This window comes from Paraburkholderia elongata, from assembly GCF_013177735.1.
Taxonomy (GTDB): domain Bacteria; phylum Pseudomonadota; class Gammaproteobacteria; order Burkholderiales; family Burkholderiaceae; genus Paraburkholderia; species Paraburkholderia elongata.
On record NZ_WOEZ01000277.1, the window covers coordinates 1 to 26,893 of the forward strand.

At 56.3% G+C, this 26,893-nt stretch carries 24 protein-coding genes and 2 pseudogenes; 7 read left to right on the top strand and 19 right to left on the bottom strand.

Annotation, left to right across the window (positions count from 1 at the left end; genetic code table 11):
- Window positions 1–145: 145 nt before the first annotated feature.
- Window positions 146–778, top strand: a pseudogene (gene tnpC, locus GNZ13_RS45805) (IS66 family transposase); the annotation flags it as partial.
- Window positions 779–929: 151 nt separating this feature from the next.
- Here the strand turns inward: tnpC and GNZ13_RS45810 are convergent.
- The gene (locus GNZ13_RS45810) at window positions 930–1,136 is read right to left on the bottom strand and encodes a hypothetical protein (RefSeq protein ID WP_236002484.1); all 207 of its coding nucleotides are present in this window, start codon (window positions 1,134–1,136) and stop codon (window positions 930–932) included.
- A gap of 109 nt (window positions 1,137–1,245) precedes the next feature.
- On the opposite strand from GNZ13_RS45810, the pseudogene GNZ13_RS45815 reads away from it, so the two are divergent.
- Window positions 1,246–2,043: pseudogene (locus GNZ13_RS45815) on the top strand (TolC family protein); the annotation flags it as partial.
- A gap of 484 nt (window positions 2,044–2,527) precedes the next feature.
- On the opposite strand, the gene GNZ13_RS45820 reads toward GNZ13_RS45815, so the two are convergent.
- From GNZ13_RS45820 to GNZ13_RS45870, 11 genes are all read right to left on the bottom strand, one after another.
- Complete coding sequence (locus GNZ13_RS45820) at window positions 2,528–3,418, bottom strand: LysR family transcriptional regulator (RefSeq protein ID WP_172177423.1); 891 nt, start codon at window positions 3,416–3,418, stop codon at window positions 2,528–2,530.
- Between the two features lie 143 nt (window positions 3,419–3,561).
- Window positions 3,562–4,803, bottom strand: coding sequence for a formaldehyde dehydrogenase, glutathione-independent (gene fdhA, locus GNZ13_RS45825; RefSeq protein ID WP_172177425.1), 1,242 nt, complete (start codon window positions 4,801–4,803; stop codon window positions 3,562–3,564).
- A 59-nt stretch (window positions 4,804–4,862) separates the two neighbouring features.
- Window positions 4,863–5,819, bottom strand: coding sequence for a PDR/VanB family oxidoreductase (locus tag GNZ13_RS45830; RefSeq protein ID WP_328807401.1), 957 nt, complete (start codon window positions 5,817–5,819; stop codon window positions 4,863–4,865).
- A gap of 319 nt (window positions 5,820–6,138) precedes the next feature.
- Entirely contained in the window at window positions 6,139–7,185 is a 1,047-nt protein-coding gene (locus tag GNZ13_RS45835) for an aromatic ring-hydroxylating dioxygenase subunit alpha (protein WP_172177429.1), read from the bottom strand.
- 776 nt (window positions 7,186–7,961) lie between these two features.
- Window positions 7,962–9,101 carry an FAD-dependent monooxygenase gene (locus GNZ13_RS45840; RefSeq protein ID WP_172177431.1) on the bottom strand — a complete coding sequence of 380 codons (1,140 nt, stop codon included), beginning with the start codon at window positions 9,099–9,101 and terminating at the stop codon, window positions 7,962–7,964.
- A 2-nt stretch (window positions 9,102–9,103) separates the two neighbouring features.
- Entirely contained in the window at window positions 9,104–9,601 is a 498-nt protein-coding gene (locus GNZ13_RS45845) for an acyl-CoA thioesterase (protein WP_172177433.1), read from the bottom strand.
- Window position 9,602: 1 nt separating this feature from the next.
- Entirely contained in the window at window positions 9,603–10,385 is a 783-nt protein-coding gene (locus tag GNZ13_RS45850) for a maleate cis-trans isomerase family protein (protein ID WP_328807399.1), read from the bottom strand.
- Window position 10,386: 1 nt separating this feature from the next.
- Entirely contained in the window at window positions 10,387–12,078 is a 1,692-nt protein-coding gene (locus GNZ13_RS45855) for an AMP-binding protein (RefSeq protein WP_172177435.1), read from the bottom strand.
- A 26-nt stretch (window positions 12,079–12,104) separates the two neighbouring features.
- Window positions 12,105–12,968: a VOC family protein gene (locus tag GNZ13_RS45860; RefSeq protein ID WP_172177437.1), complete on the bottom strand. Its 864-nt coding sequence runs from the start codon at window positions 12,966–12,968 to the stop codon at window positions 12,105–12,107.
- A gap of 17 nt (window positions 12,969–12,985) precedes the next feature.
- Window positions 12,986–14,245 (bottom strand): alpha/beta hydrolase, encoded by a 1,260-nt coding sequence (locus GNZ13_RS45865; RefSeq protein WP_172177439.1) that lies wholly within the window; start codon window positions 14,243–14,245, stop codon window positions 12,986–12,988.
- 76 nt (window positions 14,246–14,321) lie between these two features.
- On the bottom strand, window positions 14,322–15,017 hold the full coding sequence (locus GNZ13_RS45870) for a TetR/AcrR family transcriptional regulator (RefSeq protein ID WP_328807400.1): 696 nt from the start codon (window positions 15,015–15,017) through the stop codon (window positions 14,322–14,324).
- A gap of 190 nt (window positions 15,018–15,207) precedes the next feature.
- Between GNZ13_RS45870 and GNZ13_RS45875 the strand changes: the two genes are divergently transcribed.
- Window positions 15,208–15,399: a hypothetical protein gene (locus GNZ13_RS45875; RefSeq protein WP_172177441.1), complete on the top strand. Its 192-nt coding sequence runs from the start codon at window positions 15,208–15,210 to the stop codon at window positions 15,397–15,399.
- 444 nt (window positions 15,400–15,843) lie between these two features.
- On the top strand, window positions 15,844–16,281 hold the full coding sequence (locus GNZ13_RS45880) for a hypothetical protein (RefSeq protein WP_172177443.1): 438 nt from the start codon (window positions 15,844–15,846) through the stop codon (window positions 16,279–16,281).
- Window positions 16,282–16,891: 610 nt separating this feature from the next.
- On the opposite strand, the gene GNZ13_RS45885 is transcribed toward GNZ13_RS45880, so the two are convergent.
- From GNZ13_RS45885 to GNZ13_RS45900, 4 genes are all read right to left on the bottom strand, one after another.
- On the bottom strand, window positions 16,892–17,149 hold the full coding sequence (locus GNZ13_RS45885) for a hypothetical protein (RefSeq protein ID WP_172177445.1): 258 nt from the start codon (window positions 17,147–17,149) through the stop codon (window positions 16,892–16,894).
- Window positions 17,150–17,238: 89 nt separating this feature from the next.
- The gene (locus GNZ13_RS45890) at window positions 17,239–18,033 is read right to left on the bottom strand and encodes an Nmad2 family putative nucleotide modification protein (protein ID WP_172177447.1); all 795 of its coding nucleotides are present in this window, start codon (window positions 18,031–18,033) and stop codon (window positions 17,239–17,241) included.
- On the bottom strand, window positions 18,030–18,884 hold the full coding sequence (locus GNZ13_RS45895) for an Nmad3 family putative nucleotide modification protein (protein ID WP_172177449.1): 855 nt from the start codon (window positions 18,882–18,884) through the stop codon (window positions 18,030–18,032). Before GNZ13_RS45895 ends, GNZ13_RS45890 begins: the two co-directional genes overlap by 4 nt.
- 212 nt (window positions 18,885–19,096) lie before the next feature.
- On the bottom strand, window positions 19,097–19,813 hold the full coding sequence (locus GNZ13_RS45900; protein ID WP_172177451.1) for a hypothetical protein: 717 nt from the start codon (window positions 19,811–19,813) through the stop codon (window positions 19,097–19,099).
- A gap of 266 nt (window positions 19,814–20,079) precedes the next feature.
- Here GNZ13_RS45900 and GNZ13_RS45905 point away from each other — a divergent pair, with 266 nt between their 5' ends.
- A complete protein-coding gene (locus GNZ13_RS45905) occupies window positions 20,080–20,481 on the top strand; it encodes a hypothetical protein (RefSeq protein WP_172177453.1) in 402 nt (133 codons plus the stop codon).
- A gap of 173 nt (window positions 20,482–20,654) precedes the next feature.
- Complete coding sequence (locus GNZ13_RS45910) at window positions 20,655–20,963, top strand: H-NS family nucleoid-associated regulatory protein (protein ID WP_172177455.1); 309 nt, start codon at window positions 20,655–20,657, stop codon at window positions 20,961–20,963.
- Between the two features lie 500 nt (window positions 20,964–21,463).
- Here GNZ13_RS45910 and GNZ13_RS45915 read toward each other — a convergent pair whose 3' ends face one another.
- From GNZ13_RS45915 to GNZ13_RS45925, 3 genes are all read right to left on the bottom strand, one after another.
- Complete coding sequence (locus GNZ13_RS45915) at window positions 21,464–22,507, bottom strand: tryptophan--tRNA ligase (protein WP_172177457.1); 1,044 nt, start codon at window positions 22,505–22,507, stop codon at window positions 21,464–21,466.
- A 49-nt stretch (window positions 22,508–22,556) separates the two neighbouring features.
- Entirely contained in the window at window positions 22,557–24,470 is a 1,914-nt protein-coding gene (locus GNZ13_RS45920; protein ID WP_172177459.1) for a hypothetical protein, read from the bottom strand.
- Window positions 24,471–25,542: 1,072 nt separating this feature from the next.
- Complete coding sequence (locus tag GNZ13_RS45925) at window positions 25,543–26,433, bottom strand: hypothetical protein (RefSeq protein WP_172177461.1); 891 nt, start codon at window positions 26,431–26,433, stop codon at window positions 25,543–25,545.
- A gap of 277 nt (window positions 26,434–26,710) precedes the next feature.
- Between GNZ13_RS45925 and GNZ13_RS45930 the strand changes: the two genes are divergently transcribed.
- A partial coding sequence (locus GNZ13_RS45930; RefSeq protein ID WP_172177463.1) for a hypothetical protein occupies window positions 26,711–26,893 on the top strand: 183 nt, incomplete at its 3' end.

The following is a 26,893-nucleotide window of genomic DNA, read 5'->3' on the forward strand; positions in this document are numbered from 1 at the left end:
ACGTTTCTGAAGCAACTTTAGTTGTTCGCTGGCATTTTTTATGTGCGGGCACGAGTCAGGGGGGATTGGATAAGCCCTGACTCGAAGACATCGCCGCCACATAAATTTGGCCGCAACATAGCCCGCGAAATGTTATGCATAACATTTCGCAGGCTTCAACGAGCTGTTCAGCGATGGCTCGATTCGCGAGGCTGCATGCCATGCCCACGCGAGGAGGAAGTTCTACGACATTCACGTGCGCACGCCGTCCGACACGACGCAAAAAGCGCTCGACTATATCGGCGAGCTCTACGGGATCGAAGCCAGCATCCGCGGCAAGTCTCCCGCGGAACGGCTGCGGGTTCGGCAGGAGAAGGCGAAACCGCTGCTTGAAACTTACGAAGCCTGGCTCAGGGCGAAGCTCGAAACGCTGTCGTCGAAGTCCGAGACGGCCAAAGCGATCAACTACTCGCTCAACCAGTGGGCCGCGCTGACGCTGTACTGCGATGAAGGCACGGTCGAAATAGACAACAACCTCGCCGAGAACGCGCTGCGTTGTGTAAGCCTGGGACGCAAGAATTTCCTCTTTGCCGGCTCCGACAGCGGGGGCGAGCGGGCAGCAGCGATGTACTCGCTCATCGGGAGCTGCAAACTCAATGGTATCGACCCGCGCGCTTACCTGTGCCACGTGCTGAGCTGTATCGCTGATCATCCGGTCAACCGCGTTGACGAACTGCTGCCCTGGCGCATTGCCGAACACCTGCGAAATCCGCCCAAACCTCCGCCTCCAGACGATTGAGCAACAGCTGCAGGCTTCATGATTCGACCTCCCCGCTCGCAGGCGCTGAGCCGGGCATTCGACTGCACCGAAGAAAGCGCTCCGTTACCCGGTAACACTGGTGAGCTATCGGGGTTCGTTGAAGTAGACATTCCACTCCGCCGAGTCCGGGTCAAGCTTGCGCACGATCGCCGCGTCGGCCCGCACTACCAGCAATCTCGCGCTTCGTTACCGAGTAACGGCATGCCAGCCGTGCGAGCGCGAGATCCGCTTCAGTGGTCACCCACATGCTCAGCCGCCGCTCTCCGTTGCCATCGTTTCCGGCCGTCGCGCGCCTTGCGCGGTAGGCGGCCTGTCGCTCCGCTGTCGTCTGTGCCATCCCGCTACTCCTGATCATCGTTACACGGTAACGAATTCCTGCAGACCGTTACCGGGTAACGAAACATCCCTAAAGCGATAGCATGTCGTGCTTCATACCGTGGCGTCCAGGAAAAACTGAACGGTCATCGCGAGGCGCTTACGATGTTCCCGACATGGAGGCTCGCCATCAGATGGCCCTGTATCGGCTCGCCATGCTGCTCGCTGAATCGCCCTCCGACCTTCCGCCCGCGGCACGTGCTTGCCACGAGACACCCCGAATCAATCAGACGCTGCCGGTCGGAGACGGCGCTGCGCTACTCAAGCGACGGCCGGATGTTCGGGAAGCAGAGCGCAAGCTCGCGGTTGCGACTGCCCAGATCGGAGTGGCGACCGCCGCACTCTATCCTTCCGTCACGATCGGCGCTTCGGCCGGCCTGACTGGCGTCCTTGAAGACATGGGCCGGCAAGCGACACAACGTTGGGGCTTCGGACCGCTCGTCAGCTGGAATTTTCCGGTCAATGGCCAGCGGGAGCGAGTTCGTGAAGCGCAGGCGGGTACGGATGCGTCGCTAGCTCATTTCGATGGCGTCGTGCTGAATGCACTCCGGGAAACGCAAACGAACCTTGCCACATACTCGGCAGACTATCAGCGTCTGGAATCACTTCAGGATGCCCAGAAGTCGGCCACAAAAGCGGCCGATGAAACCCATCGGTTCTATGTGGCCGGACGGGAGTCTTTCCTCTCCGATCTGGATGCGACACGAACATTGGTCGCGATGAACGCGCAGGTCGCGGCCGCATCCGGCCAGGTTGCGGTCGACCAGGTCAATCTTTTCCTGGCGCTGGGCGGAGGATGGGAAAAGCCATCGGGCCAGACAGTTGGCATCAATGTAAGTCAGATCGATACCCGCGTCACCAAGCGTTGAGACGGCTATCGCCGTCGGATTCTCAAGCGATCGGCCGGTTGGATTGCGGCAAAAACCTGACCGATATTACGGTGAACCGGAAGTTTTGTTTCGGAGAAGGTGTCGCGACAGTAAGCGGCAATGGGTCGTTCACAGGCCCCAACAGCGAAGGAACGCACTGCATGCAGTGCGACATTGGAATCGGCCATCGAATCGAGCTGTGTCCGCCCGGAAGAATTTGATGTAGCGTTAGGTCTAGATTTTGAAGCTCTAACGCAATTGTTGCACTGTGAATCGCGGCGCTCGCGTCTCTTCGAACGCAATCCGCTGCGACCACGCAACGGCCGAACGAACGTATCTCCTCAAGGAAGCGGTGGTCAGTCTCATCGCTACCGGATGATTGGGGTAGTCCCCTCCCTTAGTGACGCCACTGCGCGCTGACGAGCGACTACGGACTGTGTCGCGCCCTTCAGAGAGTTGAACGTTTCACGGAAGCAGCAATTCGTCAACGGTTGGGGTATAGCTCCATCAACCAGTCGATGAAAAGACCGACGCGTTTTGGTCTGTTTCGATTCGGCGCGTAAAGAATGGAAACCGGACGCGGGTTAGACGGAAACTGTGTGAGAACCTCATACAATCGGCCGGCCCTCAGGTGAGGTTCAAGCATGAAACTGCTCGCCTGGATCAATCCCAGTCGGGCAAGACCGCACGCTACGTAGGTATCTGCGTCGTTGACGACAATGATACTTTTCAGAGGTGAGGATCTGGACTCTCCCTCGACAACGAACTCCCATTCTCGGATGCGGCCAGTCTTCATGGCGTAGCCGACGCCGACGTGTTCTCGTAAGCTCTCCAGAGACGACGGCTCTCCGTATTTCTCCAAATATCCGGGTGAAGCACATGTGATCAGCTGATAGAACCCAATCCTTTTGGCAACCAGGCCCAGATCGTTCACTGCCCCCACGTGGACAGCACAATCCAGCCCTTCCTCGACCAAATCCGCATGGTGGTCAGCAATACTGATTTCGAGCTTGATATCTGGATAAGCCGCAAAAAACTTCGGGAGAGCTGGGACCACCGTCTCCTTGGCCACGAGGGCCGGCACGCTGATGCGAACGATGCCCTTCTTCCCCGCTTTTGACCCCTGAAGGTCAGCTTCCATATTCTCGATTTCCTGGAGCACGCGGACGCACCGCTCGTAGTAGCTCGCGCCCGCATCCGTGATACTGATACGACGCGTGTTGCGATTGAGCAGTTTGACGCCAAGTTCACGCTCCAACGCCTGCACCGTACGCGTGACCTGGGTCGCGGACGTACGCAGGACCTCGCCGGCCTTTGCGAATCCACCGGTCTCGACAATTTGTACGTACACTTTCATCGCAACGTGCTTGTCCATCTTTACCTATCAGACGCACCTTGGCGCCGTAACCTTTGATTGCGGGGTAGTTTGTCCCGCCTCTAGCACTGGCCGCGTTTTCATCCAGCCAGTACGCCAACTCCGGCCGCAGGATGCGAAGCTGGTTGCGCACATACTGTTGGTCAGGAAATGGCTGCTTCCGTTGAACCGTTCGCCCTGGGTGCCTGGATATGCCCCAACTGCTTGTGCGGGTCAATCACAAATTTCTTCGGCACACCGGAATCAAACTCAGCATAGCCCCTGGTCGCATCGTCTAGCGAGATGATCTGCACGCCGACGACATCCGCGATCTTGATTTTGTCCCACAAGATGGCCTGCATCAACGCTCGGTTGTACTTCATCACCGGGGTCTGACCAGTAAAGAAGCTGTGCGACTTCGCCCAACCCAGACCGAGACGGATGCTCAGAGAGCCGCTTTTTGCTGCCTTGTCGACACCGCCCGGATCGTCCGTGATGTACAGGCCTGGAATACCAATCCGGCCCGCAGGTTTCGTGATTTCCATCAGCGAGTTCAGCACCGTCGCGGGCGCCTCTCGTTGCGCACCTTCGTGACCATGCCCGCGCGCCTCGAAGCCAACTGCGTCGATCGCGCAATCGACCTCACTGGTCCCCAGAATCGCAGCAACCTGTTCCGCAAGCGTCGCGTCCTTCGAGAGATCGACCGTTTCGAAACCGACTGCACCTGCGTGCACCAATCGCGCAGGGTTGACATCACCAACAATGACTACTGCGGCGCCCAGAAGGCGTGCCGAGGCGGCCGCGGCCAGCCCAACCGGACCCGCTCCTGCAACGTAGACGGTGCTGCCCGGACCAACGCCGGCGGTGATCGCACCGTGGTAGCCAGTCGGCAAAATATCTGACAGGCAGGTCAGGTCCGCAATCTTCTCAATTGCCTGCGCACGATCGGGAAACTTGAGCAGGTTGAAGTCCGCATACGGCACCATAACGTACTCTGCCTGCCCTCCAATCCAGCCACCCATGTCGACATAGCCGTAGGCACCGCCGGCACGCGCGGGATTCACATTCAGACATACTCCCGTTTGCTGTTCCTTGCAGAGCGGGCATCGACCGCACGCAACGTTGAACGGAACCGAGACGATATCGCCCTCCTTCAAGGTTTCCACGTCGCGCCCAGCCTCGAGCACCTCACCTGTGATTTCGTGCCCCAGAACAAGGCCGGTCGGTGCCGTCGTTCGACCACGAACCATATGTTGGTCCGAACCACAGATATTCGTGGAAAGCACCTTGAGAATAACGCCATGCTCAGCGCTTTTTCCCAGCGGTGTCGTCAGCTTGGGGAAATCGATCGACTGCACTTCGACCTTTCCGTGACCGACGTAGACAACACCTCTATTCATTGACATATGTACTCCTATTTTAATGATTCGCTTCTAAACGGTTGTCGGAAACCGATGCTGAACCGCTAGATGTCGAGAACCAGGACTTTGCTCTTTGCCCGTGAGCAGCAAGGGGTGAACTGGTCATTCAGCGCATGCTCGGCGTCAGTCAGGAAAAGATCCCGGTGGTCTGGCTCCCCTTCGAGGATGCGCGTGATGCAGGTACCGCATACGCCTTGCTCGCACGACATTTCAACTTCGACACCGTGGCGTGCCAGTGCCTGGACAACGGACTCGTCCGCGCCGACGGAAACGACCTTTCCGGAACTTGCCAGTTTCACGTCGAAAGACCCGTTCTCTCCACCTCCTGAGGCGGTGGCACCAAAATACTCCCGGTGAATACGCTCCTCCGGCCACCCCGCTTCGCGTGCGCTCTGGATGACCCAATCCATGAATCCCGCCGGCCCACACACGTACAGGTGCGTATCAGGCGACGCTCCAGCGATGACCGACGCCACGTCGAACGTCGCAGTCTCAGCACCAACGCTGAAGTAAAAGGAAACCCTTTCTGCGAATTCCTGATCTGCTATATAGGAGCGAAATGCCATCCGTTCTGCGGACCGTGCGCAGTAGTGCATCGCAAAGTCCGCGTTTAGGCGGGACAGTCGCTCTGCCATGCAAAGCAGGGGCGTCACACCGATGCCGCCCGCAATCAGGAGAGTACGCCTCGCGCCCCGTTCCAGCGGGAAATGGTTTTTTGGCTCGGAGATGGTAAGCGTATCCCCTTCCTTAACCAGTTCTTGCATCGCAATCGACCCGCCTCGGGAGTTGGGGTCGCGTAGCACACAGATGACGTATCGATGTACCTCGTCCGGGTGATTGCACAGCGAATATTGACGCACAAGCCCAGGCTTCACGTGAACGTCGATGTGCGCGCCTGCAGAGAATCCTGGCAACATCTCACCGTCAACCGGCGCCAGCTCATATCTGTAGATATCAAGAGCCTCGACCTGCTTCTTTACGACTTTGACCTTCAATTTTATCTCCTTTCGGAGGTCCACAAAAACTGGAAGTAGTACCGGGACGCCTGACTCTCTCGAAGACGGTCGTGCCGGCAGAAAGTGCCCAGCAGCCGCAATGCCTACCTCGAGCATCGTGTCATGCGCGCTCGGGCGCGGCTTTGATGTCTCGGGAGGAATCCGGGAGATCGCCAACGTCGCGGTGAGTGGCGCTGGCGCACGTCCTCCATGTCAATTCGGAGGTACTTCGATGCTTCCGGTGTTCGTCTCCTCCGCCGCTCTTCGGCAGCTGGCACACAAGGTTAGGCGCACAAACCAGATGCAAACAGTGGTCGGGTAGACCTCAGGCTTGCACCAACTCGATCTTCGCTTTCTGTTCAGCGTCAATCAGTGCCTGCAATGTACGCCGAACGCGCATGGCTCCACCGTCAAATCCCAGCAAGACAGGTTTCAGGTCCATAATGTCAACATTGCCTATGGAAAGCTGTTGCGCTTCAAGCATCGGCTTGTCTTCACCAATGAAACCGATACGCTGCCAGTCGCGAACCTTCTGGTCGGCTGCCTCGTCGCCGACAGCGTAGTCGCGGCTGTTGCAGAAGAAGTAATGGCACGTCAGGTCCGTTTCCGCCGTGATGATGTGTGCGCTCTGAATTTCGAACAGCTTCTTGCTCCTGTCACCCACCGCGTATCCGCGCGCAGTCAGTTTTGCATTGGACGGCGGATCCCATCGTACTTCGTACACGAGGTCGATAGGTTGCTCAGGGTCCGGGAGCGCATTCGCATAAAACATCGGCGACCGGCCATTCGGGAATGTCAGGTAGGTGAATACCGTGTTTCCAACCTGCTTGACCTCGGTGACGATTCGGGGATAAGCCTCCGACCCCTGGTATTTCCCGTGCACAAACTGGATGTGGGTAAGGTCAGTCAGGTTGTCAATAGTGAGCTGGTAGTTCGCCTTGGTGATCATGTAGCCATGCACAGCGGCACGTTTCGGATCGACCAGGAACTCGTAATCAGGCAATGCACTCTCATCGGCCAGGTCAGGATCACCCATCCAGATCCAGAAGCCCCCGAAACGCTCAATGACCGGATACGACTTCACCTTTGCGGCTTTGGGAATCGGCGCGCCATCGACCGGATTCTTGACGCAAGCACCGGTCTTGTCGAAACACAGACCGTGATAGCCACATTGCACGGTGTCGCCCACCTGCTTTCCGAGGTGCAGAGGCACGAACCGGTGAGGACACCGATCAAGGATCGCAGCGGGACTACCGTCCTGAAGGCGATAGATGAGTACCGGTTCGTTGGCAATCGTCCGGTGCACGAATCCGCTGTCTCCAAGCTCATGACTCCACCCAACCATGTGCCAAGCATTTTGTAAGAAGTTCATTTCGGTTACCTTGATTCAATGTCAGGAAGTTCGACCTGATCTCCAAATTAGCCAACCAAATTGCGCTGAGGTTTGTTTAGCTTTGCTTTTTTGCCTCTGCGGTCAGGAACGTATCGAAAATGTGATCGGGCGCCGCGGAACTGTCACCACAGTGACTCGCCGCGCCTCGAACATGGTTTGCGCCGCTGAGGAATTTGATAGCAGCCTAGGCCTGGGGCGCGATGTGTCAACAGCGAATCTCAATCGATCCTGCTTCAGCGTGGCGGGCGTAACTCATCCCGGAAAGCTCAAGCGTGTCGCCAACCACACGGTACAAGTTCACAACGTATCCGGAAGCACTGTGAGTGGCTCACATGGACGGGGAATTTGCCACAGCTCCATTCGACTTCCCGCCTCATTTGCTGCGCCGCTTGCAGACACCATCGGCATATCCAATACGCTTCAAAATCATGCTAAACAAAATAGACATATACGTCAATTTTTATTACATCATAGACAATACTCATATGGTTTTCCCTAGTCCCTCCACGCCGACGAGGCTTCCCTCCTTCTGATAGCGTCGCGAGCGGCCGTTCACGGATCATCAAGCGCCGATCCCGGCGACATGGTCGTTCAGTCTTCGACGAAAGCGCGGCTGAAAAGAGGGCCGACGCGAGACGGCCAGCCCCAAAACAGCGAACTACTCGGTAATGCTGGCAGGAGACTGTCGGCGCGATGCAGTAGGAAAGTGCAACCAGAAAGACGCCCCCGACATCACGGCGTCCAGCAGTCGCACGTCAGCTCACGGACTCGCCGTGAAGAGCCTCATACTGTCGAATCAGTTCCGGGTCGCGCTCGCGAAGGTCCTCGTGAGTTACGCGGCCAGTTCTGCGCATGTAATCGTAGGTGAATGAAATCGGGTCGAGATGAAGCTTGTCGCTGACGTTTTCGTACCAGTCGAGACTCTTCGCAGCAGCGTCCTGAAACCGGTCCGACGCAGGGCGACGGATCGTCTCGAAGTGCTCGAAGACACCCTTGAGACTAGTGGAGTGAGCGCACAGCCCCTCATACAAAGCGATTGAGTCCTCCATCGCCATGCGCGTGCCCGATCCAAGCGAGAAGTGCACGGAGCGCAGCGCGTCGCCCAGCAGCACCATGTTTCCATGGTGCCATTTCTCGTTCTTGACCGTCACCGCTTCGAACCAGATGGACTTGTTTGACATGAGCTCGTGACCTTCAAGGTCATCCGCGAAGACCCGCTCGCAAAACTCTCTGCTGGCCACGTCGTCTTTTTCATTCAGACGCGCGCGCTTCCATGTTTCCGGGTCGGTCTCGATCAGGAACGTACTGGTGCTATCGCTGAACTGGTATGCGTGAGCGATGAGCGTGCCGAACTCGGTTTCGCGGAAAATCAGCGCGACGGCCGGGAAAAGCTTCGTCGTGCCATACCACGCGAACTTGTTGCGACGGTGCACGAAAGTCGGCTTGAACGCACCTTCGAACTGTTCGCGGATCCTACTGTTGACGCCATCGGCAATCACCACGAGGTCTGCCTGGCGGACCGTGCTCATCTCGTCGATTCTGATGTTGAACAGCAGTTCGACGCCGACCGAACGACACTCCTGATGCAGGAACTGCAGCAGCGCGATCCGCGCGACCCGCGAAAAGCGGTTGCCGTGAATCGGCACGTGCACGCCCCGGTGGACAATTTCCATATGGTCGGAATGCACGTGCCCGGCCGTGAATCGTTCGAAGAAATCGGGATCCGATTTGCGTAGGAACGACAGCGCTACCTCGGAGAAGACCACGCCCCATCCGTACGTCGCGCCGGCTTCGTTCTGCTCGAATACGCGAACGGTCCACTGCGGAAACCGCTTCTTCACAAGGTACGAAAAGAACAGGCCGCCCGGGCCACCACCCACAACATTGATAACCATGCTCAGTCTCCAGCGTGTGTATTTGCAACGGCCCGGCACGACGCGACTTCGAGCAGTCGCTCACGAAACTTCGGCGGAATCGGAATGGATCGCCGTTCACGGCGTTCAATGCAGATCGGGCTAAGCTTTGCCGAAAACACGCTCTCGCCGTCCTTGGTTGTTGCTTCCATCGAAAGGTCAAAGGAGCGCTCACGAACGTCGCCGACCGCAACGCTGACGTCAAAGCATTCGTCTGGGCGCAGGCTCCTGTTGAAAACGAAGCTCAACGCCTTGACGGGCGTCCCGAAACCGTTCCTATCCTTCGCCGTTTCCGACGGGGATCCGAGCAGGTAGCTGTAGAACCTGTTCACAATTGAAATGACGTACTCGCTGAAGTTAACCGTGTAGACAACACCAGCCGGGTCACACTCCCCCCACTTCACCCGACGGCGCACCACGAACGGCGACTCGCTGAGCAGCCATTCCGATGGTCCGACATCGAATCCCCGAATCTCGCTCATCTCACTCCTCCAGCGCCGCGGCGCGCGGACTGAAGCGTTCAGTGAGCAAGGCGCCGCCGCCCGGAATAACTGCATCCAGTCCGAGCTTGTCCAGCATCCGACGGGTCGTGCAAACAGCCGTGGACGTCACGGGGAGAACCAGTTTTGCCTGAATTTCCTCGATAGCCGGTAGCGACTGCATCTGGACGCAGGCCGACGCCACAACGACATCAGCGTTCGCAACATTGAGTTTCTGTACGTCGATAATGAGCTGACGCGGATCACGCTTGCCGACATCCAGGTTGTCCGGTATTTCGAACGAAAGAGCGTCGATAACTTCAATGCCTTCACTTTCGATGTACTCGACCACCAGCTTCGTCAAAGGCTTCATATAGGGCGCCATGAGCGATATCTTCTTTGCGCCCATGATCTTGAGTCCCTCGATCAGCGCCCCGGCGGAAGTCATCACCGCTGCGTCACAGTGATTCGCGCGCGCGGCGTCGCCGAGCTCTTTCTCCACCGTGCGGTGGTAGCCCGGCCCCATTGCCATGATGGCGACCAGACAGGCGGTGCTCATAACGTCCATACGCGCGTCTGCGAGCTCCGCAGCGCATCGCAGGCCTTCCTTGTTCATGGCGGCCAGTTCTTCCTTCGTCACCTTGTGCATACGCATGCGGCTCGAATGGAAGGTAAAACGTTCAGGCGCCAGCAACTCCCGCTTCCGAAAGAGCGCGGGAACCTCCGTCTCCATCGTTGTGTTGGAGCTGGGCACAATCTGGCCGATGCGGTAGTGCATTTTGCTCATTTCAATGTTCCTTTTGGGAGAGGGACTCGCTTTTGGATGCCTCGGCGGCGAGCGTAGCCGCGATGATCTGACGCATAGCCGGCTTGTCCACCTTGCCGACACGTGTCACAGGGAATCCCTCGACGATTTCGATGCGCTCGGGGCACTTGAACTTCGCGAGCCCCCGAGAGGTAAGAAACTCGATCATTTCCGGAATTTCAGGCGCGGAACGACCGTTGCGCAGAATCAGGAATGCACACCCCTTTTCGCCGTACAGGGGGTCCGGCATTGCGACGAGCTTTGCATCCAGTACCGCAGGATGGCGGCTGAGAAACACCTCAACCTCTTCGCAACCGATTTTTTCACCGCCGCGATTTATGTTGTCGCGCAGGCGACCTTCAAACGACACATAGGTCTGGCCATCGATCACATGCGCTCGCATCATGTCGCCCGTCCGGAAGAAGCCATCCCGCGTGAATACGGTCGCATTAGCCTCAGGGGCGTTGAAATAACCGCGCAGACTCGACGGGCCACGAAAGCACAACTCGCCCATTTCGCCAGGCGCCACCGGTTTTTCGCTGTCCGGGTCCAGCAATATGATTTCGTCCTGGTCGCAGCCTGAGCAGCCGTGCGTGTGATGCCGGATGAACTCGTCGACATCCGGACCAGAACCGAGCAGCAGTCCTTCGGTGGTGCCATAAAGATTCGAGCAGGGCACGCCGATGAATGCTTCGAGACTATCTGCGCGGGTGAGGCAAACGAACAACTTGAGCGACGATAGGTCGTACTCGAGCACTTGCGGACACGCCATGATTTGCGGCGCTACCGGGCCGATTGAAACTGCGTGGGTCACACGGTGCCGCTGGATCAGTTCGCCCATACGCAGGACGTCGACCTTCGACATCAGGACCGTCGTTTGACCAAGGGCAATCGTTGGCACCAGCGCGTAGAGATGCGCCGCGTTATGCAGAAGTGGGAGCGACCAGATTAGCGTCGCGTTTTCACCTGCACCCGAATGATTCGACCACGCGATGGAATGCCCAAGATATTCTGCGTGGAACCGCGGAATGATCTTCGGAACGCCAGTGGTTCCACCAGAGAGCTGAAAGCTGAGAACATCTTCCGAGCCGATCGCCAATGTGGCCAGCAAATTGCGGGCCTCTTCGAGTGGTGTCGCGTCAATCAGCGCTCCCATACCGTGCGTGCCCGCTGGCGCTTCGCCGCGTGCCACGATGAGCTGTCGCATCGACCGGTGTTCGGCGCACATCTTTTGTGCCAACCCAACCAGGTCAAACTGGCTGAAGTCTGCCTGAACGAAATATGCCTGGGGCTCGGAAAGCGCTGCCAGCTTGCCGATTTCGACTTCGCGATACTGCGGCAGCGAACATACCGGAATGACGCCAGCCTTATAGCAGGCGCACAACGCAATGACTGTGTCGACCGTCGTGCCCATCTGAAACATCGCCCGCGCGCCCGGCTCAAGGCCGAGTTTGACCAGCGCTCCGGCGAGCCGGTCACTTTGCTCGTCCAACTCTTGAAACGTGATGTTGCGCTCGTCGCTGATAAATGCAAGTTTCTGTGGCAAACGTCGAGCCGTGTCGGCGAGCGCCTGACCAAAAGTCTTGTCTGCCCATGCACCTGCTTCGAAGTACCGCTTTGCGGCCTCGGGGTCGCAATACATGACGCCTTCGATGCGAAAGTTGATGCCTGCCATTTCTGTGTCTCCAGTACTGCTCGCGCTTACTGTTTGACGATGCGAACGCGGTCTCTGTCGAAGGTTTCAATTCTTCCGCACAAGCCGCCAGTGAACAATCCGTACCAAACGGCCGGTTTCAATCCCAGGTCCTTGCGACTGAATTCAATCGCGTGGTCTGCTTCAATCAGGAAGTATCCCGGCGACGGTTGGGACACCCGCCAACCACGAGTGTCGCGGGCCGCGTCAACTACGCTCGAGAATTCAGCCAACGCAGGAACGAAGATACCGGGACCACCCATTGGAATGCCGCATTGGTTACCCAACAGCTTGCCCTTCTCGCGCCAGACATCGTCAATGTCGCGCACCTGATGCTGGGTCTGCTGCGCTGCCACTTCAGCGTCAATAGCGGCTTTCAACGTCAATGCAGCATCCTGGGCATCCAGCGCCTGGAGTGCGCGCAGCTTCACCGTAATCTCGATGAAGTAGCCATTCGGGTCACGGAAGTAAATCGACTCAATGACTTCATGTCGCGTAGTTGCAGAGACTTCAACGCCCTTCGCCTCGAGCATCTCCTTCCACATCAGAAGCTGTTCTGTGTTGTCGGCAAGCCAGGCGGTATGAGTCGCGTCGTAGATATGGTCGTCGGGCGCCGGCCGCATGACAGGCCGCTCCTCAGGCTTCGTTTCGCCGAGGTAATAGAAGAAGGCTATCGTGCTTCCATTACCGCTGTCGAAAAAGAAATGAAGAAAGTCTGGGTGACTTTCCGGACCCCAACCACGGGCCGAGATCGTGTGGACAAGCGGAAGTCCAAGCGTGTCACGATAAAACTCGACGGTTTCACGCAGCTTCCAGGTAGGCCGTGCGGTGTGATCAACCCCCGAGAGCCTCAGCGATTCAGGTTTGTTCATTCGTCAACTCCGAAAACTTAAAGGAAAGAGCGCTCACGCAACCATTCACCCACCGCACGACCAGCGGCCGAGCGACCAGACTCTTCTCCCGGCTCCAGTGGCCTGCCATGATGATCTCCGCGGACACGCACGTGGGTCTTGTCGGACGAGCCAATCATCGAGAAGACGCCCGCGATCACTTTCGGGAACGTGGTCTGGTCGCCTGTGAATTCGACAACCAGTGTAGGTACCGCCACCGCAGGTGCTGTTAGCTTTAGCGCGGCATTGGACGAGAGCCCAGACCACGTGGAAAGCCACGACTCCGGCGAGCACAGACGGCCAAACCCGACGGAGCCGAAGTTCGATATCAGCGGCGTCGGAGACCAGAGCGAACCGGGCTTACGATCAGAAGGGTCAATGGACTGATCAATGCACCGCAGATCCGCGTCGGTCCGCCAGACCGTCATGATTTGCGTATGGCTGGCCACCAGTTTTTGCCGGCGGGTCGCTACCTTGCCCTTCACAGCCTGGCGAGCCTCCAGCCGCGCCGAAATCATCTCGTGCGCAACCTTGTCCAGCCGGGCAACGCGATCAATCTGACCCTGGCGATATCGCGAGATGAATTCGGGGCTGTACCGCGTCTCCCCTGGCTCACGTGAGAAGCCATTTGCCGGATTGAAAGGATCCAGGCTTTCATCAATCGAAAGAGGATCGTTTTCGTCCTCCACTGACGGGTCGATGCAGCCGAGCAGCAGTTGCCCCTGACCGGGGTGTGGTGCCAGGAAAATCATCCCGTCTGCCTTGGGCATATCTGCAGCGCTCAGGTGAGTCTGTCGGCCGCCCGGCGTCTTCGCAATGCGATCCTTCGCCGGCAGTAGCGACTGTTGGTTGTAGAAGCTGTAAAGCCCCGAGCCGCCTGAATTGCCAAGCAGCACAATCTTCTCGAAACCAGCATCCAGGAGGAACCGCAGTCTGGCTGCGACATCCTGCAGCGCCAGCTCATGCTCAAGGCGCAGGTCATTGCCAACGGACCGGGCCGCCTGTGCCCAGACGGATGCGCCACTGCGCAGCAAACCAGGAATGAGGTAATGGAACGTGAAGTTTTCGCGTGGGTGCATCAGGCATACGACAGTCTTCGCTGACGCGCCCTTATAGAGGACACCGCACGTGGCCGCTCCGTCTACAGTTCGCAGCGCCACACTTGACTGCGGCGTACGGTCGGGCAACACCTCGGGAAACCAGTCGATCGTGAGCGTATGCTTGCCTTCGACAACGGCGGTGGTCGGCGTGTTACTCATAGGAAACGTCTCCGTGTCTGTTGACACCAGTATATATTTATTGACACATTCGTCAAATCTTTCGCAAAAAAATTTCTTAGCCGGGACGGGGCGTTTTTTCGATCATGAGCGACAGATGATCGAGGTCCTCACGCAGCAGTGCAAGTGCCTCGGAAACCCCGCTCTCGCCCTTCAACTGGCGTTTAGCGGGCCTGACAACTGACTGTACTGCAAGTTCTGCTATCGTCTCTGCGATCTGTTCGGCGCTCTTTGCACCCTCAGGTTTGTACCAAAAAGCTGGCCAACTGCACATTCCGATAAGGGTAAACGCTGTTATTTTTGCGTCGACGACGCGAAATACGCCGGCCTTTACCCCATCTTCGATCGCGCAGGTAAAGTTGTTGAGAACAGCTCGTTTTGCGTCTTCGTTCGCACGGTACGCCCGGTCGGGCAATTGTTGTTCCGTTCGATCGATCACCCTGAACTCATTGTGGTGGCTGAGAATCAGCATTGTGTGCTGGTGAACGAGTGCGCGCAGGCGTTCCTTCGGGTCATCCGTAGCTTCAGACGCGACACGACTCGAGAGCCTTCTGGCTCTCAGCGTAACCTCTTCGACCAGGGCGGTGAGAATCTCATCCTTATTCTTGAAGTAGTAATAGACCGCCGTGCGCGTGACGCCCAACGCCTCCGCAATCTCCTGCATCGATGCGCCGCCAAACCCCTTCTCGATGAAAAGCTTCGCGGCTGCATTCAAGATTTGTTCTTTTTGCCCTTCAGCATTTACCTTTGTCACTTATTAGCTCCTTTGCTGGCGACAAGTCAGTGCGCACCACTGCCCCAGTCTGATCGGCGCTATTGTAGCGCCGAAGTAAAATTGCTCTGATACCCGTATGACCCGGTTGGAAGACCGTTATGCGAGTCGGCCGCGTCGCGCGCTGATAAAATCCTGTACGAGAAGATCACCATCTTGATCCGGGACAGTCATGGATTACCGCGTCAGCTGTGAACACAGCCTGAAGAATGAACCGGATGAATTCATCGTCCACGTTCCATCGCAGCGCGTGGAAGACATACCGGCTAATGTGCCGCGCGCACTTCTGCCCGAATACATCACCGAGCTGATCCTGAAGCGCTCGCCCATAATTGGGAAGATCCGGCATCTTCGGATTCTCTGAGGAAGCCATTCAGCTAACGTCCAGTCGGGAGCCTCGCTGCCTCGAAGTCTGGCTTCATCTCGAGTGTCGGCACACGTCAGACACGTGGGGCAGCAGACGGCCAATATTTGACGTTCGCGCAACACACGAAGCCGTCATTCCAACGTCCGGTTCACTTCGGAACCTGCCGGATGCTCGATGGGAGCAACTCGGTCATAGCCGTGTGCAGAAAAGCACATACTTTTTTCTGGCTCTTGCGAGAAAATGGTCGAATAGCGCGAACGGCGGAAGCTATGGATCTAAAACGGCGATGGATCGTACGTGAAGTCCAAGCCATCGACACAACGCATTTTGGTAGGACAAACGGCGCAGACACAACTGCTCGGTCAACCAAGCCGCCGGCACGCTTTGCTTGTTTGTCCCCTCAGCGCGGGCCGGTCACTCTGAAACGTTGGGCAAAATGACATGATTACTGACATTGAATGCCGATCCGAAATAGGCCCAAATCTAGATCGCGCGAAGCTTAAACCGTATTGGGGCGAGTATTTCTCCTTTGAGAACGATGCTCCTGAATTGCACGCCCTATCGGAGACTGCCCTTCAAGCAGAGCTTGACCGCATGCGTATCCAGGCGAGGCCATTCCTCGACGCCCAACAGGCAATCTCCAAAATCCTGACCGGGTTCGGTTCTCAACACAACTTTCATCGCCAATTCAACGAGCGCTTCGACTCGAAGCCCTCGCAGGTGTTAGGAATGCAGTTGTATGAGCTAGTGGCTGGTGATAGCGAATGGTGGGTATTCCTCCCGACACAGCATACTGGACACGCATTTCCCCATGCCACCTACTTCATCCCTCGCGACGACGATCGTTATGTGCGTTTGGTGCACCGAAATCTTGTCTAACTAGTCGAGCTACACGGGGCCAATAACCGTCACTGGGCGAGGAGCATTATGAGACTGACCAATCATGAAATGATCGAAATTGCGTTGAAGTATGCCCGCGGATCTGAATTATCTACGCATGAGATCCGGAGAATTGTTCTCGCACGCTTCCCTAAGTTTTCGGTTGGTAGCCTCCTCCCAAATGATCATGCGAAAGGAAATGCGTCTCCATGCAGTTGTGCTGGAACCGCGCGTAGAATATTTGACAAGATAGAACACGGACGTTACCGAGTTCGTTGAAGATACGGGACACGAGAACGGTAGACAGTCGACTCTAACCGGCCTGACGCGCTGGCGTTGCCACGACGGCCGTTTCCAAGGCGGCCGGTCATTCCGCCCCTCTTGGCGGCCGGCAAGTCATCGGCCTTATGGAAAGCTTCGCATAAGGCCGATGCCTGGTCCTCGATCGACGGTATGGTGACCGTTCCGCTCTGACACCTGCACTTGGAACACCAACGGCTCGACCGGCAGCAACGGGGGCTCGCTGCCGATCGCAGCCTCACGAGGCGCGAGCTGCGTATGCGAATTGCATAAGACGGCACTCGGCCACTTCCGGTCGCTGGCTCCCGCTTTAACACAGCCATTCGAACGTCGGTTGCGCAACCAGAACTGGCCGCTGGATGTTCCACTCCTCTAGCTTCGCGATGTTCAGGATGCTGCTGGCCATTGCGTCGACGGTAAGTGTTGCGGTCTGACCTTCCGACAGTTCCTCGAATGGCAGCACGATGCCATTGTCTGGAATCGGCTGGGCGGGGACAGGTGGAATCGGCGGCGTGGGCAGGCTGTAGTTGCGAGGCTCAAAAAAACAGTGCGCACAGATTTTTTGCATTTCCTGCCTGCTAGAGCTTGTCCCCGTGGCCGAGCGTGCCAGCCGCTCAGGGCAACGTACTTAGCCATCTCGCCTCGCCGTGATCGCCGTCACCGCGAGCCACAAGTCCCACTGGCAGTTCGCATTTCGGCATACTGCCTTGGCGAAGGTGTGCCGCACCCGCGACTCTCGGTTTGCCGGGTGTGATTCGCGCCGACGTGGTCTGCCTCAGCAATCGCCAGACTCTCCGGGCTGGCCTCTCCACAAGCTTCCTGCCATACATGTTGCGGCTCGATTGCTGTTAGATAGTGCCGATGATTGTCCGGCTCCTTATCGCGCGGGTCTCCGAAGCGACCGCGAGTGCCAATTGACTCAAGCCAGTGAACAAATTTCTCGATTGTTTCAACGTCGTACACGTACTTGAAGCCCTGACGCCTGAGGATAAGCCCCGGAAATCGGTCGGCAAATGCCAGCGACTCAGGCATCGAACTCGCCGCACCGAAGTACCAAAAGTTGCCCGACCCTTCGGCCAAGAAAACCAGCTTCCCTCGATCCTGTGCGAATGAGTCCACGGAGTTATGCCCTGGAGAAGGTACTCTTCGCCAATGCGCGCCTTCGCGGAAGTAGAGGTTGTCCCCGTACCTCTGTTCGGGCTCACCGTTCAGCACCGGACGCTTTTGCGGATACTCGCGGAAGTACCGGTCCATGTCGAGAACCTTGGTCAGACGCATCGCGTAGATCAGGTGATTCCCAGTCGCCTTGCATGAGTGCCCCACAACCCAGTCACCGGGTCGAAGACGCGCATTCATATGGTTAGGCGTACAAAGTGCCAGAGAGCAGATGTCAAAGTAAGGATTCGGGGCAAGCCCAGTATCCGACGTCATCACATACTTGAGTAGCTTCATGCTGTATCTCCAATGAGGTTTGCTACCCACCATTCCAGTTCCGGATAGGCCTTGCCATCGATCACGAACTCCTGCCCTTTCGCCGCCGTCTTCAGCGTCACACTATCGCCCTCTACTTTCCAGCAGTCGTCACTGGGATGGTAGGTTAGCGGCGTCCTGCCCTTCGGCTCGAACCACGACGGCAAGGACCAGAAACTGCGCGACAGCCCTTCCCGCGTGAGTTGCAACGGCGCACGCAGAGACGGGAATCTCCCACCCCCGAGACCGTTGACATAGGCCGAACGCTTGCGTCCGACGTAAAGGGTGTTTCGCGGATCCGTGTATCTCTCTGGAGAAGCTACGTGGGGATGCGTCGCAATCCACGGATGTCGCTGCAGCGAGCCGGGGCGGTCAGTGACGACAGGCAGCACTTCACCGACCTCCAGCCAACCGAACATTACGTGCAGATCCGGCGCACGCGGCACAAAGCGCCACCGCCCGGACACTTTTTCCACTTGCCGGAACCATCCAAAGAACAGGAAGACGTCTCCAGCACCAACGCCGTTGTTAGAAAGGTGGCCTTGGGCAGCGCCCGTCTGACCCAAGGCTGGCCGCCAGCCGGGGATGCCAGCCGCGTGATTGCCGCCGAGGTCCGGATCGTAGTGGACCGTCGACTTGGAACTATGCCGCTCGCAGGACAGGTCCCGGAGCATGGGATCCAAGTCCAGATCGGGGAAGCCCACGTTGTCGATCGTCGTTCGGTCGTGATCGCTCGGAATCGGGAGTGGGATCAATCTGCCATCCGGCAGGATCGGACTGGCCATGCCGCCGTACTGTTGGTCGAAACCCTTTCGCGAGAAAACAACTTTCATTCGGATCCTACGTCTTAACGTTGTTGTAGCGCCGAAGCAAGCGATGTTGTGGTGGCACAAAGGAGTTAGGATGCCGATTCTTGTGGTGTTGCAGACCCAGACAAAGAAACTTCTGAAGACATGGTCCCGCTGACTATGCCTGAGTTGCGCCGTCTGCTCCTGCCCAGCCGGATTGATAGCCACCGCACCTGCCGCGCGGGCGTTTTTCTGCGTTACCGCTCGACGCCAGTTGGATCGCAGAAGGCACAGACCTTCGAGAACGAACCACCCGGCTTGCCATGTTGAGAAGCGTGCTGACGAGCATAACCCGCGAGCGTTTCAACATCCGAAGCGCAAATCTTTATGTATCCGCGCTCAGTGAATCCGCCCACGCGCGCATTCCCCGATAACTGACTAATGAGGCGACAAGTTGCCCGGTGTAGGACCATGTACGACGCCGAGTTTTCCTTTCGAAAGCGATTGAGGACGAAACCGTGGGGGTTCGCCGCCAACCATGCAAGGTAGTCGCGTTCATCCTCGAGGAAAGTTTCTGCGGTCATTTGGCACCTATAGGCGGAAAGTCTCCAATGCGATCGCGCGCAGCGGGCCTTTTTCTGCGCGCGCCGCACGGCCAGCCCACGCGATCCCGCATTACCTGCCTGCCCAAAAAGGCGGCGGCAGGGAAAAATCCCGGACGCGCTCATACGCACCACCACAGCCCATGCGGGAGCAGCTTGCGCATTCGCACAAATGGGCATCAGGTTGCACCACTCTACCTGCTTTCGGACCGTGTGCAGATCCGAGCTGGGGATCAACTGGCGCAAACTTCGAGATGCTGCTCCGGTGTCGGCATTCAGGATGGCGTTAGAAAGCAGCTTGCAATATAAATGCAACTCGATGTTGCACTGTATTATTGATTGAACACGCGGCGCGAACTGCGGCCTAGCCAACGTTACTGCTGTGCGTTGGTTCGGGATGCAGAAGACGGCCGGATTACGGCAAACTGACTCAGCGCGGGACGGATGGCAAGTCGCAAGAGATTCCTGTGTGGGCGAATGACCGCTGAGGTATTCAGAGCTGTCGTTGCCCAAAGACCACCCGTATGGCTGGAATGGGTCGACAAGAGGCGGTCGTACCTGCTCGGCCGCGGCCATTCACCGAGCTTGCGTTGGGCGAGGGACGCACGGTCTCAGTTACAAATGATCGCGACAAACCGATGCTGTTGCCGATGCCGCGCGCTACCGCCGACGAGCTCGCGCCGCGGGTACACCTTGCGCTCGCAACCATGCGGGCCGGTGTCGGCAGCGTGCGTAACGCACAGACCCTTACCCAGACCGTGATCCTGACGGGCTTTATCGCCGAGGCAGGCTACGGCGCGGCCACGTACGAGCAACTCGTCGTCGCGGAAGCCGCCATTTCGGCCGCTTTCGACCGCGGCCGGGACACGGGCGAATGGCGACTGGATGAGGGTGCCGCAAGCCTGTTCGCCGTAATCGTCACGACCTACGATGAACAACTGCGCCAGGCCCCGCTGTGGGCCGTCGCCGAAGCGAGCGAACGGCTCGACCGCTTCCTGGCAGGCGAGGCGTACCGACGAACGGACCGCAAGCTGGCTTGAGCCTGTCGCGTTGATGCGACAAAATCGGCGACGGCACTGCGCCAACAGAATTAAGGGTTTATACTTAACCCGTCTCCTCCATGTCTCCTCCGATATGGATTCAGCCCGCCGATTGAGCGGGCTTTTTTCTGCCTGTCACTATAATTCCCCGAACGAAAACCGGGTACTTCGGAATGAAAGGGAAAATCGCTGACGGTGAGGCCCGCGAGCGGCTCATCAACTGGATCCGCCGACGCATGCAGGAATTCGGCGTCACATTCGACGCACTGGAAGCGTCAATTCAGGAAGATCTCGCGCACCCGCCGCTGTACCGCGACGCGCGAGGCCACGACTGGAACGGGGTCGGTCCGATGCCCGACTGGCTGACGGCCGCCAAACACGCCGGCGTCGACCCAGACTTCTTCCGCATCGAGGAGAAGGCGAAGGAAGAACCACGGCGCAAAGGGGATGTGGTCTACAGACAGGCAGACCTCTTCGAATAACCGCGCGCGCAAAAAAACATGCTGGAGCCGACGTGGAACGCATAAAAACTATCAACCTCGACGGGAACGTCGAAGCTTGAATTGACGTGCGGGGTTACTGTGCAACGGATTCTGTGCACGAATTAAGCACATAAACTGTAGCCGGGGATCAGGCAGAAATTGGCCACAAACCGTAGTTCACATGCGTCGTCGGTCGGACGTTCAGGCGTCGAGTCCGCACCCGTAACCGGCCATTCGAGTGTCAAAGACGAATGCTCGTTCATCGGCCATTGCCGACATTCAGGAATCGGCGTGCCGTAGGCAGGTATCGGTTGCTTTTCGGACGTTGGAACAATGGTGAATGACAGGCGTTGTGCGCGAATCAGATGAGCCAGATGCAAAAAATGACGTCCGCGAAGTGTATTCAGTTGCGGGACATACCTGTTCCCGGTTCTCCAGGGTGTGGCTTTCCCTCGGCTATATAGTACCGATGGCGACTTAGTGAAGGTGGAAGGACAGCACTAGCTCGAACTAACCGTTGGCCATCTTCGATAACGACGAAGTCCCGACAGGTATCGGATTTCGTCAAGAGTAGCCAGCACCTCTCGTCGAACGAACATGGCTCCTTCCCTAAGAATGTCTTCGACATCGTCTGGACGGGTTTCCAATTTTTGCTTCACATCCCGTGCCACGCCGAAATAATCATTAATTTGCCGAGTGAGGTTGCGCTTGGCCTCGTCATATCCAATCCTTCCTGCACGCATTTTATTCGCCAGTTCATCACATTCAGCTTGAGTCGCCATCAGACAGTACAGCGAATAAATAGTGTCATCTTCCGGATCAGTTGGCTCACCCCACTTGACTGGTCGCGTCACAATGCTATTGACGTATTCGGCCGTTTCTTCGTCCGAACAAAATACTGGAATGAAATTTTCAAGGCTCTTACTCATCTTGGGACGCTGGTCCGTCGCCTGATATTTGGGGTCTAGTGCATCGGTCCCTGGCACGCGCGATGACTTGTTACAGACCCCGATTGGAACGGGCAACAGTTGCCTATGGACCTTCTTATTAAATCGAGCCGCGATGTCTCGCGCACGGTCATGGTGCTGCTTTTGGTCATCACCTATTGGAACGTGAGTCGCACGCAGTGCCAGTATATCCGCCGACATTAGTAATGGGTATAAATAAATAGCAGCGGTAGGGACCGCTTCTTTCATTTTATGACCGCCCTGAAGCGTTGCAGAATTTGTGACTAGAGAGAGTAGCCATAGTACCTCCATCACCTCCGGCACATCTGATTGACGATAGAGAAAAGTTTGCTCTGGCCTCAGGCCAAGCGCCAAAAAATCCATTGCTAGACTTCGCGTCAGCCGCCCCAAATCCTCCCATGAATTCTTTTTAGATGTTTGCGCATGGTAGTCGGCTACGAAACAAAAGTTGTTTCGCGGAACTATATCTTGAAACGATAAAGTTTGCTGAAGAGCGCCAAAGTAATTGCCAAGATGCAATCGATCAGTTGGCTGAATTGCTGCGACTGCTCGCGTTGGAAAGGTTGCATCAAACATTGGTCGCCCTCCGTGCTATATGTCGAGCACACTCGATAGTTGTGTTGTGTCACACGCTCCAGGAGCGCCACGCGTGGGTTTCAGAATGCTGACCTACCAACTGGTCTACAAGCTCCTTCGCGTGCTTTAGTCGCTCGTGACTTAATCCAGGTGCGCCTAGGAGGATCAAGCCCATGTTAGGCAATACGTCACCTGCTCGCATACGCATTGGGTCAAGCGCCGTACGTTTGCCGGGGCCGTCAAAATAAGACGCGATAATGCCTTTTTCGTCTCGAAGAACCCAGTCACCAGAACGGCAGCGTCGCTTCTTCCCGGAGATGTGCTGATATGTCTCTCCGTCGACAGCTACGTCCAACCGGAGCCGTCCAATAACGTGTCCCATATCATGTAAGCCAATGAGTACGCCGGACTGTAATTCGCAATTCAACAGCAATTCCTCCACTGGATTATCCGACGGCGCCCCGTTCATTTGAAAATCAAGGAGCGGACCGGTCAATAGAGAAGAATGTTGATGATCAGAAAAAAAAGCGTCGTACAACTCCATTGCTTGCTTAATATCGGACGATACATTTCTTATGTTTCTTAGTGTCAATTCCCGTCTGGATTCCAGTGCCTCGCAAACTTTCTTGGCGTCAAGCTTTGAGCACTCGCACCAATGAAATTGGGTATTACTCGCCACAATCTGAAGCGACGCGGCTACAGTTAGTTGACCTCCTTCCGGCGCCTCGTCGAAGTGAGTCTCGTCGCTAATAGTTGGATCCCTAACGTTTTTCTCTAAATACAAAATCCCTTCCTCTCCGGTGCCTTTTGTTTCCCGGGGGAGGTATTTTCTTGCAATCCCCAAATGCTTCGATCGCCACATAAGTAGCTGTCGATCAAGCTCCGAAATGAGACTCAAAATGGTGATGGCTGAATCGCCTTTTTTCTCGCTAAGATCCTCAGCCAAACCCGAAAGAGTGTGGCTCCTCGGCAAATTCCACTTTGAGTAAAATTTTGCCTCCTTTTGTTTTTCAAGTGCGGCCTTCTTTTTTACATTTTGCCCTCTAGTTATCTTCTCCAAGTATTGATATTTTTCCGATTGGATCGCACTGGCATTTCCGGTTGCTTGCCGGAAACCATCATAGAAGCTTTCTACTGGCATGGTAGTAAAAAGCGCGAATAGATTCACAAGGAATGAGGCGAAATAATTCGCTTGACGGAGGCATTCGACGGCTTGCTCTGGTACGTTTGCGTGATAATTTGTTATTGCTGCGCTCACCGATAAGTTTATTGCAAGAAAGCAACACTCCGCGATATGGATTGTTCGGAGAAACATATACTCATCGTGATATTTGGTTTGAGGGAGAGCCGACATATGGCACAACGCGATAGCCCCCTCCGATTCAACCGCATAATAGATCCAGTCGGTGCGGTACGGATGCGTTGGCATCCAATGCATGGAATCCAATGGATGTACATCCGGAAGTCCCTTTCGATTAGTGAATTTTGTAAGTTCTTCCAAACCTGAGATGCGCTCTCGAACATCATCCTCCGAAAAGCCGCTTCTATCATATTGATTTCGATCCATCATCATTGCGTTCACTTCATACTCCCGCCAATCTCTTACGAGAAGCGAAATCGCTAAGTTGCACCGTTGAAGTGACAAAGAAAGCGGGACCTGTTGTCCCACATAAAGAAAGCGGTCAAGGATTCTTAGATTCGTATAATGCACATACCGCGGAATTGGATTGGTTTGGAGAAAATATTCGGACCAAAGAAAATCCTCCGCCAACTTGATCGCTTGATGGATTTCCCATGACAATGGTCTTGCGGCATTTCTCCATTTATCTACGATTGAATACAGATTACATGCATTTTGCCTTTTTTGTGCAGGGATATTTTGCCGACCGTGTTCTCTACAAGTCAGTAGATATTCGGTGAGCGGAACGTGCTGGAATTCTCTGAGGATTTCATCTTCGTCCATTTCGTCACCCCTGTTGCCAGACAGTCATTAGAGTGGGCGCTGTATCGTGTTGAGACCGGCGCTTCATAGCTCCGTTATCGAAATGCAAGCGGACAACTATGACGTCAAGGTGCATTGGGACTGTAAGATGTCGGTCGCGAGCGACATCGTTGAAATACTAGCTGCTTCGTGTCAAATTTGCCAAACAACGAGTCGTAAATGACTTCCCGTGGGCCGTGCCTTAATGCCGACCAAGCCTCCTACGGTCGCAGAATATCGTCAGACATAAACGACTGATCATCGATCTGTCTATAGGCAATACCAGTGACTTGCGATACCTGCGGTCGACGAAGCCCTTATTGCAGGCCGCATTAGGCTGGCTCAATGGGTGTCCGCTCTCTGGGTGCTCAAGAGTTTGGAACGGCGGAGCCGGCGCAAGGCCCAACGTCAAAGTGCGGCCGTTGGGCGTGCGACCCATTGGTGTCTTTCCATACGAGTGGCGGTACGTGGCCCCGTCGCGGCCGCGAGGTCAAACGGTCCGCACCCGAAAATGGGGACCGCCTGCCGGCTGCACAAGATCGCAATCTGCGGACAACGTCCTAACGAACGCCCCTCATCGCCGAAAGCACCGGTTGGCGATCTCCGACCTGAACTGAAGTGATCGACGTTTTGTTTCGGCGCGTATCGTGCCTAGCCGACTGCTGAGGCACGTTGATTCTGCGCATGAATGCCGGTCGATGATCGGAATGCTTCCTGGGTTTGCTGTAGGGACCCAATGACGTAGTATTTTGAGGCAAGAGTCGTGTGAACTCGTCGCTGGCCGCGTCACATAGCGCGTCGGCCTCTGTCATCAATGACTCGTTGGGGTGATTCCAGCAAACGTACCGTTGCCATAATTTCGCTGCCATGGCGCAGCCAGCAGGACAGGCCATCGGGTCAATTGTGCGGGGGCAATAGGGAATTGGGGGATTTGTGAGTTGGGGACGTTCCATCGATAATGCGCGCGCGGCGTAGGTATTAGCGTTCCAGACACCTAACGATGGACGTCACGCGATGCAAGGCCACACCATGGCGCGCCGCCCACTAACCACCACTAACCTTCGTCAGCCCCTGGCGAAGCGTGGTGCACTGCGTTGGCCTCTTTAACAAGTCGAGAGAATTCCGCGACGATGCCCGTGGGGCTTGCATCACGCAATGGCACGAATTCCTGCCCCCAGGTTGTACCCCAACATCCAGTAGACTTATTGTGTCCGGCAGTCTGGAAGTACTCGATAAGTCCTACGGCTCTTTCGTGAACCTTGTTCCGTAGCGCGTTGACGATGTCAGGCTCAAAATATTTCCTTATATAGCCCTGGACATCTTTCAATCGCACATTCAATTCCTGTCGTGTCGAGTACGACACGTACCAGCGATCATCCGGCAATATCCGCGTGAAATCGAACGCGATAAATCCGACGGCCTCGGGGTTGGCTTCCAATTCTCTATCAAGTTGTTCCCGAGCTTTTCTTGTGAGGGACGTCAAATTATTACGAGAGAAGGCTCGCTTACATTCAATCAGAACTGGTTTGCCTACTATCGCAGTTTGAACGTCGGGTGCCTCCCCCGAAACCGCCGGAAGCTTTGCGTAGGTAAGCTGACCTAGCAGCCTCATTTCAAAAAAGAAGTTTCGTGCTTCGATAGAACGTTTCCCAACCTCATCCTCAGTCTGTAGTGGTCCGTTGAAGCACTTTTCGAGCTTTGCCAACAGAATTTTGTCGGATTCGAGTTGCTCTGCCAGCAGCAGAGTTACGAACCCAAGCGCATCCGCTTCCATTAGCGAATTAACTAAACGACGAGCACCATGTTTCGCGATTGCTGCTTGTCCAGCGTCCGCCCGCCATGTTTGCACCAGTTCGCCAACGTCGCGCAGGTATTGCGCCGCTCGGCAGCTGTTGTTGATCTCCTTGCAAAGCAGCCGCTGAATTAACTTGATGGCCTCTGCCAAGTCCTTCTCAATCTGATCGTACGTCCTAACGCCCCCGAACATGTTTCGCCCCCCTTTGCAGACAAATGCAATGTTTCAATGAAGTGCTCGACGGCGCGAGGTTGGAGCCGGGTGCGATTCCGGAACCAAGCGTAGCGCATAGTCGGGGCTCCCGATATAGAGGTTAATATACCCTCAGCGTTTTACGGGTCGGGCCCAAACCCCGGCCTGAAGAGGCTGTCGCAAAAGCCCTCGGGTCCATACAATACTGCCTGGAACGAAACGGCAGGAAGCCACGATGAGCACGGCGCGCAAAGTACCTTCGCCCGATGATGCGCAGTTCAGATTGTTTGATGGTGTGCCACAGGACCTGGACGCGCCGTTGCTACGCACGGCAGTCAACAGCGGTCGTCGCTTCGTGACCGGAGATGCGCACGCTATTTTTCTGGGGACGACGCGGCTGGAAACGTACCTGAAGCAA